This window comes from Pantoea ananatis LMG 2665, assembly GCF_000710035.2.
Classification (GTDB): domain Bacteria; phylum Pseudomonadota; class Gammaproteobacteria; order Enterobacterales; family Enterobacteriaceae; genus Pantoea; species Pantoea ananatis.
In genome coordinates, this window is record NZ_JMJJ01000004.1 from 147,975 (window position 1) to 162,024 (window position 14,050).

Genomic DNA, 14,050 nt, shown 5'->3' on the forward strand with positions numbered 1-14,050 from the left:
ATGAAGATATTACCCATTAGTCTGGCAGTCGGTGCGTTAGTCATCAGTCCATTCTCTATGGCAAAAACGGTCGATGCGGTAGCGAGTTTTACCGTCCTGGCCGATATTGTGAAGCAAATTGGTGGCGATCACGTCCACGTGAAGAGTCTTGTCGGGCCAAATGGCGATCCGCACACCTTTGAACCGACACCACAAGACAGCGAAGCGCTGGCGAAAGCGGATGTGGTCTTCGTCAGCGGGCTGGGGCTGGAAGGCTGGATGAATCGTCTGGTGAGTGCCTCGGGCTATAAAGGTCAACCCGTAGTGGCGTCAACGGGCATCGAAACGCGGACGATGGAAGAAGATGGCAAAACCATCACCGATCCTCATGCGTGGAACAGCATGTATAACGGCACGATTTATGCCAAAAACGTGATGGATGCGCTAATCAAGGCCGATCCGCAGGATGCCGATGATATCCGTAAGCGCGGCGAAAAGTATATTCAGCAGCTCCAGAAGCTGGACAGCTGGGCCAAAACGTCTTTTGCGGCTATCCCGCAGCAAAAACGCAAAGTGCTGACCAGCCACGATGCCTTTGGCTATTTTGGGCAACGTTATGGCGTCTCGTTCCTGGCACCTGTCGGTTTCTCAACGGAAGCGGAAGCCAGCGCCAGCGATGTCGCCAGCCTGATCACGCAGCTTAAGCAGCAGCATATTAAAACGTACTTTATGGAAAACCAGACCGATCCTCGTCTGGTGAAGCAGATTGCCAGCGCCACGGGCGCGAAGCCGGGGGGAGAGCTTTATCCTGAAGCGCTGTCAACGGCTTCCGGCCCTGCACCCACCTACGAGGCCGCTTTTAAACATAACGTAGAGGCGATGCTGAACAGCATGCGCTGAGCATAAAAAAAGCCGGAATGGCGGGTGAGCGACATTCCGGCTAAGGTTCACGACACACATCAACGTTTTTTCTTTCTTCCCTGTACGGCTTTAAAGCGCGGATTCGTTTTACAGATGATATAGATGCGGCCTTTACGGCGCACAACCTTGCAATCCCGATGGCGATTCTTCGCCGAGCGCAGCGAACTTAATACCTGCATCATGTCCTCTCTTATCGGCGACCCAGAAAGCGGCCAAAGCGCTGGTTGAAGCGGGCAGTGCTGCCTTCTTTAGCAAAGTCTTTCTGCTTACCGGTATAAAACACATGAGATGCCGACGAGACGTCGAGCGTAACGTAAGGCAGGGTTTCGCCTTCAAACTCAACGGTACGATCGGTTTTGATGGTGGAACCGATTTTGAAATACACGTCAGCAGAAGTGTCGTGGAACACCACTGCACGATAGGTAGGATGAATATTCGCTTTCATGATTCTCACTAATGTAATGTTATACTATAACAATATTATGCGCCGCAGCCGATTCGATTGCAACCCTCCAAAAAGCAGGGAAAAACAGGGGCAGTAACAATACAGCCCGGTGGCGATGCGCGTGAGACAGGCGGAAAAGAAATCCATAGCGGAGAGGGCGAGGTGCAGTCAGAGTTGAGCGGGCATCGGGCCCATCGGCGTGGCAGACAGAGAATGTGAGCAGTCAGGTATGAGAAGGCACGATGAGGACAAAAAAAGGCCGCTGACGCGGCCTTTATGTTTACGGATTAATGCGAGTGGTTATCGACAGGATGATCCTTTTCGATGTCCGCTTTCTTACCGAAGCGACGGCGCACCACCACAAAGAATACCGGTACAAAGAAGATTGCCAGCGCGGTGGCGGTTACCATACCGCCCATTACGCCCGTACCGACCGCATTCTGGGCACCTGAGCCTGCGCCGGTGCTGATGGCCAGAGGCAGTACGCCAAGAATAAAGGCCAGCGAGGTCATCAGGATCGGACGCAGACGCATACGACAGGCTTCAAGCGTCGCTTCCACCAGGCCTTTACCTTCTTTCTCCATCAGATCCTTCGCAAATTCCACGATCAGGATGGCGTTCTTCGCCGAGAGGCCAACGGTTGTCAGTAACCCCACGACAAAGTAAACGTCGTTACTCAGGCCACGTAAGGTGGTGAAGAGTAATGCACCGACCACACCGAGCGGAACGACCAGCATGACAGAGAACGGGATGGACCAGCTTTCATACAGGGCAGCAAGACACAGGAACACCACAATCAGTGAAATGGCATAAAGAGCCGGTGCCTGGTTGCCTGACAGACGTTCCTGATAGGACATTCCCGTCCAGTCAAAACCGATGCCGGTTGGCAGTTTAGAGGCCAGTTCTTCCATCAGATTCATGGCTTCACCGGAACTCTTGCCCGGTCCGGCCTGACCCAGGATCTCCATGGCAGGCAGACCGTTATAGCGTTCCAGACGCGGCGAACCATACTGCCAGTGTGCCGAAGAGAAGGCAGAGAAGGGCACCATCTCGCCGTTGCTGTTACGGACAAACCACTTATTGATGTCGTCCGGCAGCATACGCGCGTCGGCTTTACCCATCACGTACACTTTCTTCACACGACCGCGGTCAATAAAGTCATTGACGTAAGAGCCGCCCCACGAGGCTGCGAGCGTGGTGTTGATGTCACTGAGTGACACGCCCAACGCCTGCGCTTTCTCCTGGTCGATATCCAGCTTGAACTGCGGCGTATCTTCCAGGCCATTAGGGCGAACACCGACCAGCGTATCCGGATGCTGGGCAATCATGCCAAACAGCTGGTTACGCGCCTGTGTTAGCTTGTCGTGGCCCAGGTTTGCCTGATCGATCAGCTCAAAGTCAAAGCCTGTCGCGTTCCCTAATTCAATAATGGCCGGCAGGTTAAACGCAAAGACCATACCGTCTTTGATTTGCCCTAATGCCTGCATGGCACGTCCCTGGATAGCCGGGACTTTCATATCGCTGCTGGTACGCTCATCCCAGGGTTTAAGGCTGACGAAGGCGATACCGGTGTTCTGGCCCCGTCCGGCAAAACCAAAACCGGCAACGGTAAAGACCGACTTAACCGAGTCCTTCTCTTTTGTCAGGAAGTAGTCAGAAACCTGATCCAGCACCTTCTGCGTGCGTTCCTGGGTTGCCCCCGCAGGCAACTGTGCCTGAGCCAGTAACAGGCCCTGATCTTCTTCCGGCAGGAAGGAAGAGGGGAGGCGCAGGAACAGAAACGCCATGCCCAGCACAATCAGCAGGTAAAGCAGCAGATAGCGACCGGTACCGCGAACGATATGGCCCACGCTGTCGACATAGTGATGCGTGCTCTTGTCGAACAGGCGGTTAAACCAGCCAAAGAAACCGGTGGTTTTGCCATGATCGCCTTTTTTCACCGGCTTGAGCATGGTGGCGCAGAGCGCCGGCGTCAGAATTAACGCAACCAGTACCGACAGCGCCATCGCTGAAACAATAGTGATAGAGAACTGACGGTAAATGACCCCGGTAGATCCGCCGAAGAAGGCCATAGGAATGAATACTGCCGACAGCACCAGGGCAATACCGACCAGCGCGCCCTGAATCTGTTCCATCGATCGCTTGGTGGCCTCTTTGGGCGGCAGCCCTTCTTCCACCATTACGCGTTCGACGTTCTCGACCACTACGATGGCGTCATCGACCAGCAAGCCGATGGCCAGCACCATCCCAAACATCGTCAGGGTGTTTATCGAGTAGCCAAAGGCGCTGATAATGGCAAAGGTACCCAGCAGAACAACAGGCACGGCGATGGTAGGAATCAGCGTGGCACGGAAGTTTTGCAGGAACAGATACATCACCAGGAACACCAACAGAATGGCTTCCATCAGTGTCTTCACTACTTCGAAAATCGAGATTTTTACGAAAGGTGTCGTGTCATAAGGGTAAACGACCTTCATACCCGCCGGGAAAGTGGGCTGCAGTTTAGCCAGCTCTGCCTTCACCGCCTCCGCCGTGTTCAGGGCGTTAGCGCCGGTCGCCAGTTTGATACCAATACCGGAAGCGGGTTTACCGTTATAACGTGCGATGATTTCGTAGTTTTCCCCACCCAGTTCAATCTGAGCCACATCGCGCAAACGAACCTGAGAACCGTCAGCATTCACCTTAAGCAGAATGTTGCCGAACTCTTTGGTCGAGGTCAGACGGGTTTGTGCAATGATAGAGGCGTTCAACTGCTGTCCCGGCACCGGTGGCGTGCCGCCTAACTGACCGGCAGCGACCTGGGCGTTCTGGGTTTTCAGCGCGTTGATAACGTCAACAGGGGTTAACTGATAGTTATTAAGCTTGCTGGGATCCATCCAGATACGCATGGCATACTGCGCCCCGAATACCTGGGTATCACCGACGCCAGGCGTACGGCTGATCGGATCTTTGATGTTTGAGGCAACGTAGTCAGAAATATCGTTCTGATTCATACTGCCGTCATCGCTGATAAAACCGGCGACCATCAGGAAGCTACTGGAGGATTTTTTAACCTGAATCCCCTGTTGTTGCACTTCCTGAGGCAGCAAAGGCATGGCCAGTTGCAGTTTGTTCTGCACCTGAACCTGAGCGATATCGGCATCGGTGCCTGACTCAAACGAAATCGTCAGCGTCAGTGCGCCCGATGAGTCACTGCTTGATGACATATACATCAGGCCATCAATACCATTCATGTTCTGTTCGATGACCTGAGTCACCGAGTCTTGCAGCGTTTTGGCGTCAGCACCTGGGTAGTTGGCCTGAATCTCAATTGCCGGCGGCGCAACATTGGGATATTGCTCGATCGGTAATTTAAGAATCGATAACGCGCCCGCTAGCATCACGATAATAGCAAGAACCCACGCAAAGATGGGGCGATCGATAAAGAACTTAGCCATGTATCAACGGCTCCTGTTATGACGATGTTTTAGCAGACTGCGCTTTGGACGGATCGCCGCTGGCGGCTTTGGCATCATCGGTGACTTCTTTAGGCGTAACCTGCGCACCCGGTTTTGCGCGTTGCAGACCGGTAAAGATCACGCGCTCACCCGCTTTAAGCCCATCAGTCACCAGCCATTTGTCGCCAATAGCCTGGGCCGCTTTAATCTTACGTGCTTCAACCTTGTTATCCGCGCCCACCACCATGACAGAGGCATCGCCGGTTGGCGTACGGCTCACCGCCTGCTGTGGCACTAAAAGGGCATTCGGGTTGGTGCCTTCCTCCAGACGAGCACGGACAAACATGCCAGGCAGCAACGCTTTGTCGGGGTTCGGGAAGATCGCACGCAGGGTGATGGATCCGGTGGTCTGGTCAACGGTCACGTCGGAAAATTCCAGCGTACCCGGCTGAGCATAGTCTTTGCCGTTTTGCATCAGCAGGGTGACATTCGCTTTGCCATCGTTCTGTTTCAGCTGACCCGATTCGAGTTCTGAACGTAAACGCAGGAAATCTTCACTCGACTGGGTGACATCGACATACATCGGATCAAGCTGCTGCACGGTTGCCAGCGCCGTGGTTTGCCCGCTCTGCACCAGCGCACCTTCCGTTACGGAAGACTTACCGATACGGCCGCTGATGGGCGAGGTGACTTTGGTGTAGGCAAGATTAATACGGGCGGTTTCCACATTGGCTTTGGCTGACTGAACCGCGGCATTGTTCTGCGCGGCGGTGGCCACAGCCGTATCGTAATCCTGCTGACTGATGTATTTAGTGCCGAGCAGCGGCTTATAGCGATTCACGGTAAGCTGCGCAATGCGTGCGTTAGCCTCCGCCTTCGCTAAATCGGCTTTAGCACTGTCGTAGGACGCCTGATAGGTCGCCGGATCGATCTGATACAGCGATTCCCCTGCTTTGATCTCTCCGCCTTCAATGAAGTTACGCTTCAGGATGATACCGGAAACCTGCGGGCGAACTTCAGCAATACGAAAAGCCAAAGTGCGGCCGGGTAATTCAGTCGAAATTTTAAGGGGTTCACTTTTAACCGTAACAACACCCACCTCAGGTGGCTGCTGCTGCTGGGCGGCCTGGTCGGATTTATTTCCGTCACATCCTGTTAACACGAAGCTGCCTGATAGCATCAGGACGGCCGCCAGAGGCGTTAACCCTCTGAATTTAGTCATAAATAAACCTCTAGAGTCCGATATCGAATGATCAATGGATCACAAAGCCAGGAACCCATTGCTGCGTAAGAGTTTAGGTCGTGCTATGGTACATACATTCACAAATGTATGTAAACTTACTCGATTGTAAAAAAAGTCCCCTATGGCACGAAAAACCAAAGCGCAAGCTCTTGAAACCCGGCATCAAATTCTTGACGCTGCACTTGCCCTTTTTTCTAAAGAGGGGGTTTCAGCCACTTCCCTGGCGGATGTCGCATCCGCAGCCAGCGTAACACGGGGGGCAATCTACTGGCATTTCAAAAACAAAGCCGATTTGTTAAACGAAATATGGCTTCGCAGTGATGCAGGGCTGGATGATGTGAAACTTGAGTATCAGACAAAATACCCCGGTGATCCACTTTCCATTCTGCGAGCGATGCTGGTGTATATCTTTCAGGCGACGGCCAGAGATCCTCAGCGCCGCGCGCTAATGGAAATTATCTTCCACAAATGCGAGTTTGTGGGGGAAATGGCGGCGGTAAAAAGCATTCAGCAAAGCCTGTTGCTGGAGCGTTACAATGAAATAGAAGACGTTTTGCGCCAGTGCATTGATGCCGGGCAGCTCCCGGAAACCTTCCAGACGCGTCAGGCCGCGCTGATTATGCGCGGCTACGTGAACGGCATGATGGAAAGCTGGCTGTTTACACCCGATAAGTTTGATCTGGTTACCGATGCGCCTGTGCTGGTTGATGCGCTGATTGATATGCTGCGCTTCAGCCCAACGCTGGCTAAAAAGGCCTAATCTTTACGCTGCGTGTCGCGCTTTCTTTCAAAGTCGCGCTGAACGATGGCCAGTGCAGACAGCACGGTTTCTACCGCGATCTGATTCTCTTCAAGCAGCTGAATGAGATCGACGGCCAGTTTGACCTCTTCAGGCGCCGTTTCCAGGGACATCTTTCCTCCTGAGCAGTTGTATCATGGGCCAGATAAGCGTGCCATCCGGGAATCCCCTCCAGCACGGATAGCGCATTAAGTGTTAAAGGCGCTGTTTGCCAGCGACATTGCCCACTCCACCGAACGGATGGCCTGTCGACAGCGTGCCATACGACCTTCGAGCACCTCCAGGTCTTTCTTCAACTGCTGCTGCACGGCCAGCGTTTCCGCCAGCGCCATTCGCTGTTCACGCTGGTCGATCATAGCCTGCAGTCGACGTTCATACTCGCGGTATTCCTGATATTTTCGCTGCCGGGAAGAGGGCTGAGCGCGCTCCTGTGGGCTACGCAACTGTTGGGTGCGGGCCTCACGTTGCAGAGCAGCAATCTGATCGACCAGATGGCTGGCCAGCCACTGGCTGCGGGCCACGTCACCGTTGGGCTGGCACAAACGCTGATAATTGTGTTCAATCTCCTGCAAATAATCTGCCAGCCGGGTGCCTTTGGTGGTAAAGAGCTGGCTGTCAAAGCGGGGGGAACGGCAGTATCCATCAGGATGGCTGGCAATATCCTGTCGTAAATCAAGCATGCAGTTAAGCAGGCGTTGGTGTGCAGTGACGTAACTCATCGCCCGAGACTCAGGTATGCTAAGGTTACGGGACTGGAAACGCGCTGAGCGATCGTTATGCAACGCATAGTATTATTGACCCTTGGCTGGCTGGCGATTGTGCTTGGCATACTGGGTATTGTATTACCTTTATTACCCACCACGCCATTTATGCTACTGGCGGCCTGGTGTTTTGCCCGCTCTTCTCCCCGATTCCACTACTGGCTGCTCTGGAGATCGCCTTTTGGCCGTTATATCCGCCACTGGCAGCAGCATCGTGGCATGCCCCCCGGTGCAAAAAGCCGGGCGATGATCGTGATTGTAATAACCTTTGCGGTGTCTCTCTGGCTGGTTCCGCTGTGGTGGGTGCGCGTCATGTTACTTATTATGCTGGCTGTGCTACTGCTGTTTATCGGGCGCATGCCGGTGGTGGCAGAAACAGCGGATGAACGTTTACCGCCGCGATAAAGTTGCAATTAGCCGACCATTTGCTTAGATTTGGGCCTCTTCGTGTGTAGCTTCCCATTATTCATGCCTCTTCGCTGAGCCTTTAACCCGGTGTTGGCGCTATTGAAGCTGCGCAAAACAGAACAGAATTTTTTTACCAGGCTTAAGATTATGACCGACACTGCGCAGCAGCTTGAACTGATTAAAAACAGTATCAAAAGTATTCCTGATTACCCGAAGCCGGGTATTCTTTTCCGTGACGTCACCAGCCTGTTGGAAGACCCAAAAGCCTATGCCGCGTCCATCTCGCTGCTGGTAGAGCGGTATCGCAATAAAGGCATCACCAAAGTGGTGGGCACGGAAGCGCGGGGTTTCCTGTTCGGGGCACCTGTCGCCCTCGGACTGGGGCTGGGCTTTGTTCCGGTGCGCAAGCCGGGCAAACTGCCACGTGAAACCTTCAGCGAAGCTTACGAGCTGGAATACGGTACCGACCGACTGGAATTGCACAAAGATGCTATTCAGCCAGGCGATGTGGTGCTGGTGGTCGACGACCTGCTGGCAACGGGGGGCACGCTCGAAGCGACCATCAAACTGATTCGTCGTGCAGGCGGCGAAGTTAAGGACGCGGCATTTATTATCAACCTGTTCGATCTGGCAGGTGAAGCGCGTCTCAAGGCGCTGGGCGTTGACAGCTACAGCCTGGTCAATTTTCCCGGCCACTAAACCTCGCTTGCGGCCTCGAGCTCCGCCAGGCCGCACATCTTTCCCTGTTCAAGATAACGAGTGATAGGTGAAAGCGTAGCTGTTAGACTACTGCAATCATATACAGGGGTTGCAGTGCGTCTGCGCTCACATTTCCATCCAAATTCGTCGAAACCACATGAGCTATCAGGTACTTGCCCGAAAATGGCGTCCACAGGCGTTTGCTGATGTTGTCGGTCAGGAACATGTTCTGACGGCGCTGGCGAATGGATTGTCTCTGGGACGCATCCATCATGCTTATCTCTTCTCCGGCACGCGGGGCGTAGGGAAAACTACGATTGCCCGTCTGCTGGCAAAAGGGCTTAACTGCGAAACCGGTATTACCGCAACACCCTGCGGTCAGTGCGACAACTGTCGTGAGATTGAGCAGGGGCGCTTTGTCGATCTTATTGAGATTGACGCGGCCTCGCGCACCAAAGTGGAAGACACACGCGATCTGCTCGATAACGTGCAGTACGCGCCCGCGCGCGGCCGGTTTAAAGTCTACCTGATCGATGAAGTGCACATGCTGTCGCGTCACAGCTTCAACGCCCTGCTGAAAACGCTGGAAGAACCGCCTTCGCATGTAAAATTCTTGCTGGCCACGACCGATCCGCAAAAACTGCCGGTGACGATTCTGTCGCGCTGCCTGCAGTTTCATCTAAAAGCGCTTGAGGTCGATCAGATCCGCCAGCAGTTGGATCATGTTTTAGAGCAGGAGCAGATCGCGCGTGAGCCACGCGCCCTGCAACTGCTCGCCAGAGCCGCCGATGGCAGCATGCGTGACGCGTTAAGCCTTACCGATCAGGCCATTGCAATGGGCGAGGGCAGCGTGACCAGCGCCACCGTGGGCACGATGCTCGGAACGCTTGATGATGAACAGCCGCTTGGTCTGCTCGAAGCCGTGGTTGAGGGCAATGGCGAACAGATGATGACGCTGCTAGCCCAGGCTGCTTCACGCGGCGTTGAGTGGGAAGCCCTGCTGGTTGAGATGCTGCGCCTGCTGCACAGGATTGCCATGGTGCAACTCCTGCCCACGTCGCTCAATGACGATGAAGAGAGCAATGCGTTACGCCTGCGTGAGCTGGCGCGCGCGGTGCCACCGGCCGATCTCCAGCTGTACTACCAAACCCTGCTCATGGGGCGTAAAGATTTACCGCTTGCGCCCGATCGCCGCATGGGGATTGAAATGACATTGCTGCGCGCCCTGGCGTTCCATCCTAAGGCAGCCATCGCCGAACCGATCGCGCGGCCAACGCTGACGGCGCAGTCGGCACCGGCACCGGTGCAGAATGTCGCTGCCCAGCCCGCTGAAAAGGCGCCCGCGGCGCAGCCGCAAATGGCCGCGCCGGAACCGGCTGTCAGTCAGCAGGCCGTGCCGCCGGCTTCGCCCGATCCGTCACTGTCCAGCTCCACCAGCCAGCTCCTGCAGGCGCGCACCCAGTTGCTGCGCCAGGGAGCAAACAAAGCAAAAAAGAGTGAGCCGGCAGCGCCAGGTGCGCGGCCGGCCAACTCTGCGCTGGAACGACTGGCCTCTGTTACCGAACGCAGCCAGCAGCGAGTCCGAGACAGCACGCCTGCGGCACCGGTAAAAAAAGAGGCTTACCGCTGGAAAGCACAGACGCCAGTGACAGAGGTCGCTGAGCCGGTCGCGACGCCAAAAGCCTTGCGTTCTGCGCTGGAGCATGAGAAAAATCCTGAGCTGGCCGCGCGACTGGCGGAAGAAGCCCAGCAGCGCGATGCATGGGCGGCAGAGGTCGCGGGCTTACCGCTGCCTAAACTGGTTCAGCAACTGGCCCTGAATGCATGGAAAGAAACCACGGATAACGGCATTTGCCTGCATTTACGTTCCAGTCAGCGCCACCTGAATTCCGCGTCGGCGCAGCAGGCCCTGAGCGCCGCGTTAAGTCAGGCAGCAGGCCATCAGGTTGAACTGTCGGTTATTGAAGACGATAATTCTTCGGTATTGACGCCACTGGAGTGGCGTCAGGCCATTTACGAAGAGAAGCTGGCGCAGGCGCGTCAGTCAATCTTGAGTGACACCCACATTCAAACCCTTCGTCGCTTTTTTGATGCCGATTTGGATGAGGAAAGCATTCGACCCGTTTGAACACGCTGCAACGGTCTGAATAAACCGCGTTGTAGCCTCAGCAGAGAGAGAAAACTATGTTTGGTAAAGGCGGATTGGGCAACCTGATGAAGCAGGCCCAGCAGATGCAAGACAAAATGGCCCAGGTTCAGGAAGAAATTGCCGCCCTGGAAGTCACGGGTGAATCAGGTGCTGGCATGGTCAAGGTCACGATCAACGGTGCTCACAACTGCCGCCGGGTAGAAGTCGATCCGAGCCTGCTTGAGGACGACAAAGACATGCTGGAAGATCTGATTGCCGCCGCATTCAACGATGCCGCTCGTCGCATTGACGAAGTGCAGAAAGAGAAAATGGCCTCTGTCTCTTCAGGTATGCAGCTGCCACCAGGCTTCAAGATGCCGTTCTGATGCAAACCAGCCCCCTGCTAGAGTCTTTAATGGAGTCGCTGCGCTGTTTGCCGGGCGTTGGGCCTAAATCGGCCCAGCGTATGGCGTTTCAACTGCTACAGCGCGATCGGAGTGGCGGAATGCGGCTGGCGCAGGCCCTGACCCGGGCGATGTCGGAAATCGGCCACTGTGCCGATTGCCGCACCTTCACCGAGCAGGAAATTTGCACCATTTGCGCCAATCCCCGGCGTCAGCAAAATGGTCAAATTTGCGTGGTTGAGAGCCCGGCAGACATCCATGCTATTGAGCAAACCGGGCAATTTGCCGGCCGCTATTTCGTGTTGATGGGGCATCTTTCGCCGCTGGACGGCATTGGTCCAGCCGATATTGGTCTTGACCGACTGGAACAACGGCTGGAAAAAGAAACGCTTCACGAAGTGATTCTGGCGACCAATCCCACGGTTGAAGGTGAAGCTACCGCGAACTACATCGCTGAATTGTGCGGACAGTATGGCGTCGACGCGAGCCGTATTGCGCATGGGGTTCCGATGGGCGGTGAACTGGAAATGGTCGATGGCACCACGCTGTCCCACTCCCTCGCCGGTCGTCAAAAGATTAAATTTTAAACGCTTGCCGGTGTTGTGAAAGACACCGGCTTGAAAACCTCTCATTTATCCCCACATCCTCCTCAACGTTCGTTAAATCTGATTCTGTTGAGGTAGCAATGACCATGAAAGGACAAGAGACTCGTGGCTTTCAGTCAGAGGTAAAACAACTTCTGCACCTGATGATCCATTCTCTCTATTCAAACAAAGAGATTTTCCTGCGTGAGCTGATTTCCAATGCTTCGGATGCGGCAGATAAACTGCGCTTCCGCGCGCTGTCTGATGCCAGCCTGTATGAAGGCGATGGCGACCTGCGCGTGCGTCTCTCTGTGGATAAGGACAACCGTACCATTACGCTGAGCGATAACGGTATCGGCATGCGTCGTGATGAAGTGATTGAAAACCTGGGCACCATTGCTAAATCAGGCACCAAATCTTTCCTGGCGTCTCTTGGCTCAGACCAGGCGAAAGACAGCCAGCTGATCGGTCAGTTTGGCGTAGGCTTCTATTCGGCGTTTATCGTCGCCGACAAGGTCTCTGTGCGCACCCGTGCAGCGGGCGCGGCAGAAGATGAAGCTGTCTTCTGGGAATCCGCGGGTGAAGGGGATTACACCATCGCGGATATCAGCAAAGCCGAACGCGGTACCGAAATTACCCTGCACCTGCGCGAGGGCGAAGATGAGTTCCTTGATAGCTGGCGCGTACGCAACATTATCAGTAAGTACTCCGATCACATTGCCCTGCCGGTAGAAATCGAAAGCAAAGACGAAGAGACCGGCACCACCACCTGGGAGAAAATCAACAAGGCCCAGGCGCTGTGGACGCGCAACAAAGCTGACATCAGCGATGAAGAGTACAACGAGTTTTACAAACACATCGCCCACGATTTCAGCGATCCGGCTATCTGGAGCCACAACCGTGTGGAAGGTAAACAGGAGTACACCAGCCTGCTTTATATCCCGGCGCGTGCGCCGTTCGACATGTGGAACCGCGATCATAAACATGGCCTGAAACTGTACGTACAGCGCGTGTTTATCATGGATGATGCCGAGCAGTTCATGCCGAATTACCTGCGCTTCGTGCGCGGCCTGATTGACTCAAACGATCTGCCGCTTAACGTATCGCGTGAAATCCTGCAGGACAGCCGGGTAACCCAGAGCCTGCGTGGCGCGCTGACCAAGCGTGTGCTGCAGATGCTGGAGAAACTGGCAAAAGACGACAGCGAAAAATACCAGACCTTCTGGAAAGAGTTCGGTCTGGTACTGAAAGAAGGCCCGGCGGAAGATCACGCGAATAAAGAAGCGATTGCTAAACTGTTGCGCTTTGCCAGTACCCAAAGCGAAGGCGCGGCGCAAACCGTTTCGCTGGAAGAATACGTCAGCCGCATGGTAGAAGGTCAGGAGAAGATCTACTACATCACGGCCGACAGCTATGCCGCCGCCAACAGCAGCCCGCATCTGGAGCTGTTCCGTAAGAAAGGCATCGAAGTGCTGCTGTTGTCCGATCGCATCGACGAATGGATGATGAGCTACCTGACCGAGTTCGACGGTAAAGTCTTCCAGTCTGTCAGCAAAGCCGATGACGCACTGGATAAGCTGGCCGACGAAGAGACGGAAGAGCAGAAAGAAGCTGAAAAAGCGCTGGAGCCGTTTGTTGAGCGCGTGAAAACGCTGCTGGGTGAGCGCGTGAAAGAAGTGCGTCTGACGCACCGCCTGACCGATACGCCGGCGATTGTGACCACGGATGCGAACGAGATGACCACGCAAATGGCCAAACTGTTTGCTGCGGCAGGTCAGGACGTGCCGGAAGTGAAATACATCTTTGAAATCAACCCCGATCACCAACTGGTGAAACGCGTGGCGGATACCCAGGATGAAACCCGCTTCGGTGAGTGGATAGAGCTGTTACTGGATCAGGCGCTGCTGGCCGAGCGCGGCACGCTGGACGATCCTAACCAGTTTATCCGCCGTATGAATCAGTTACTGACGGCGTAAGTCAATCAAAACCGGTGGCAAGGTCCACCGGTTTTTTTTGCTTAAGTGCATCGCCTGATTTCAGCGAGCCGTTTTGTTGCGCAAACGCCATGAAATGCATTCAGCCTAAGCCGCCAGTCCGAAAATGCCCTTTCGCTGACCTGACGCACTGCTATCACGCGCTAAAGCCAGTACACTAAACTTTCCTGACCCGCCGCTTCCTTGTGGTGGGCGGGTCATAATGGTATGTTCTTCCGCTTCTCAGATTCATCAATGCGATTCGCAAG

Annotated in this window: 14 protein-coding genes and 1 other annotated feature; of the genes, 8 read left to right on the forward strand and 6 right to left on the reverse strand. The window is 54.7% G+C overall.

Features of this window, described 5'->3' with window-relative positions:
* On the forward strand, positions 1-879 hold the full coding sequence (locus EL29_RS02525; RefSeq protein ID WP_013024908.1) for a metal ABC transporter substrate-binding protein: 879 nt from the start codon (positions 1-3) through the stop codon (positions 877-879).
* 59 nt (positions 880-938) lie between these two features.
* Here the strand turns inward: EL29_RS02525 and ykgO are convergent, their stop codons facing one another.
* The 4 genes from ykgO to EL29_RS02545 form a co-directional block, all read right to left on the reverse strand.
* Positions 939-1,079, reverse strand: coding sequence for a type B 50S ribosomal protein L36 (ykgO, locus tag EL29_RS02530; protein WP_014606428.1), 141 nt, complete (start codon positions 1,077-1,079; stop codon positions 939-941).
* A gap of 11 nt (positions 1,080-1,090) precedes the next feature.
* A complete protein-coding gene (locus EL29_RS02535) occupies positions 1,091-1,345 on the reverse strand; it encodes a type B 50S ribosomal protein L31 (protein ID WP_014606427.1) in 255 nt (84 codons plus the stop codon).
* Positions 1,346-1,632: 287 nt separating this feature from the next.
* Entirely contained in the window at positions 1,633-4,782 is a 3,150-nt protein-coding gene (locus EL29_RS02540) for a multidrug efflux RND transporter permease subunit AcrB (protein WP_014593090.1), read from the reverse strand.
* Between the two features lie 16 nt (positions 4,783-4,798).
* Complete coding sequence (locus EL29_RS02545; RefSeq protein ID WP_013024912.1) at positions 4,799-6,004, reverse strand: efflux RND transporter periplasmic adaptor subunit; 1,206 nt, start codon at positions 6,002-6,004, stop codon at positions 4,799-4,801.
* 142 nt (positions 6,005-6,146) lie between these two features.
* On the opposite strand from EL29_RS02545, the gene acrR reads away from it, so the two are divergent.
* Positions 6,147-6,785, forward strand: a complete 639-nt coding sequence (acrR, locus tag EL29_RS02550) for a multidrug efflux transporter transcriptional repressor AcrR (RefSeq protein WP_014593091.1) — start codon at positions 6,147-6,149, stop codon at positions 6,783-6,785.
* On the opposite strand, the gene rsmS is transcribed toward acrR, so the two are convergent.
* Together rsmS and priC are read right to left on the reverse strand one after the other, a co-directional pair.
* Positions 6,782-6,937: a pleiotropic regulatory protein RsmS gene (rsmS, locus tag EL29_RS02555; protein WP_013024914.1), complete on the reverse strand. Its 156-nt coding sequence runs from the start codon at positions 6,935-6,937 to the stop codon at positions 6,782-6,784. The genes acrR and rsmS overlap by 4 nt on opposite strands.
* Positions 6,938-7,012: 75 nt before the next feature.
* On the reverse strand, positions 7,013-7,543 hold the full coding sequence (priC, locus tag EL29_RS02560) for a primosomal replication protein PriC (RefSeq protein ID WP_014593092.1): 531 nt from the start codon (positions 7,541-7,543) through the stop codon (positions 7,013-7,015).
* Between the two features lie 57 nt (positions 7,544-7,600).
* Between priC and EL29_RS02565 the strand changes: the two genes are divergently transcribed.
* From EL29_RS02565 to htpG, 6 genes are all read left to right on the forward strand, one after another.
* Complete coding sequence (locus tag EL29_RS02565; protein ID WP_013024916.1) at positions 7,601-7,990, forward strand: DUF454 family protein; 390 nt, start codon at positions 7,601-7,603, stop codon at positions 7,988-7,990.
* 150 nt (positions 7,991-8,140) lie between these two features.
* A complete protein-coding gene (gene apt, locus EL29_RS02570; RefSeq protein ID WP_014606425.1) occupies positions 8,141-8,692 on the forward strand; it encodes an adenine phosphoribosyltransferase in 552 nt (183 codons plus the stop codon).
* A 157-nt stretch (positions 8,693-8,849) separates the two neighbouring features.
* On the forward strand, positions 8,850-10,820 hold the full coding sequence (gene dnaX / locus EL29_RS02575) for a DNA polymerase III subunit gamma/tau (protein ID WP_022622653.1): 1,971 nt from the start codon (positions 8,850-8,852) through the stop codon (positions 10,818-10,820).
* Positions 10,162-10,223 (forward strand) — a sequence feature (DnaX frameshifting element). Its footprint overlaps the gene before it by 62 nt.
* 56 nt (positions 10,821-10,876) lie before the next feature.
* The gene (locus EL29_RS02580) at positions 10,877-11,206 is read left to right on the forward strand and encodes a YbaB/EbfC family nucleoid-associated protein (RefSeq protein ID WP_013024920.1); all 330 of its coding nucleotides are present in this window, start codon (positions 10,877-10,879) and stop codon (positions 11,204-11,206) included.
* Complete coding sequence (gene recR / locus EL29_RS02585) at positions 11,206-11,811, forward strand: recombination mediator RecR (protein WP_014606423.1); 606 nt, start codon at positions 11,206-11,208, stop codon at positions 11,809-11,811. The genes EL29_RS02580 and recR overlap by 1 nt, the downstream gene beginning before the upstream one ends.
* 104 nt (positions 11,812-11,915) lie before the next feature.
* Entirely contained in the window at positions 11,916-13,784 is a 1,869-nt protein-coding gene (gene htpG / locus EL29_RS02590; RefSeq protein ID WP_170934917.1) for a molecular chaperone HtpG, read from the forward strand.
* Positions 13,785-14,050: the final 266 nt, after the last annotated feature.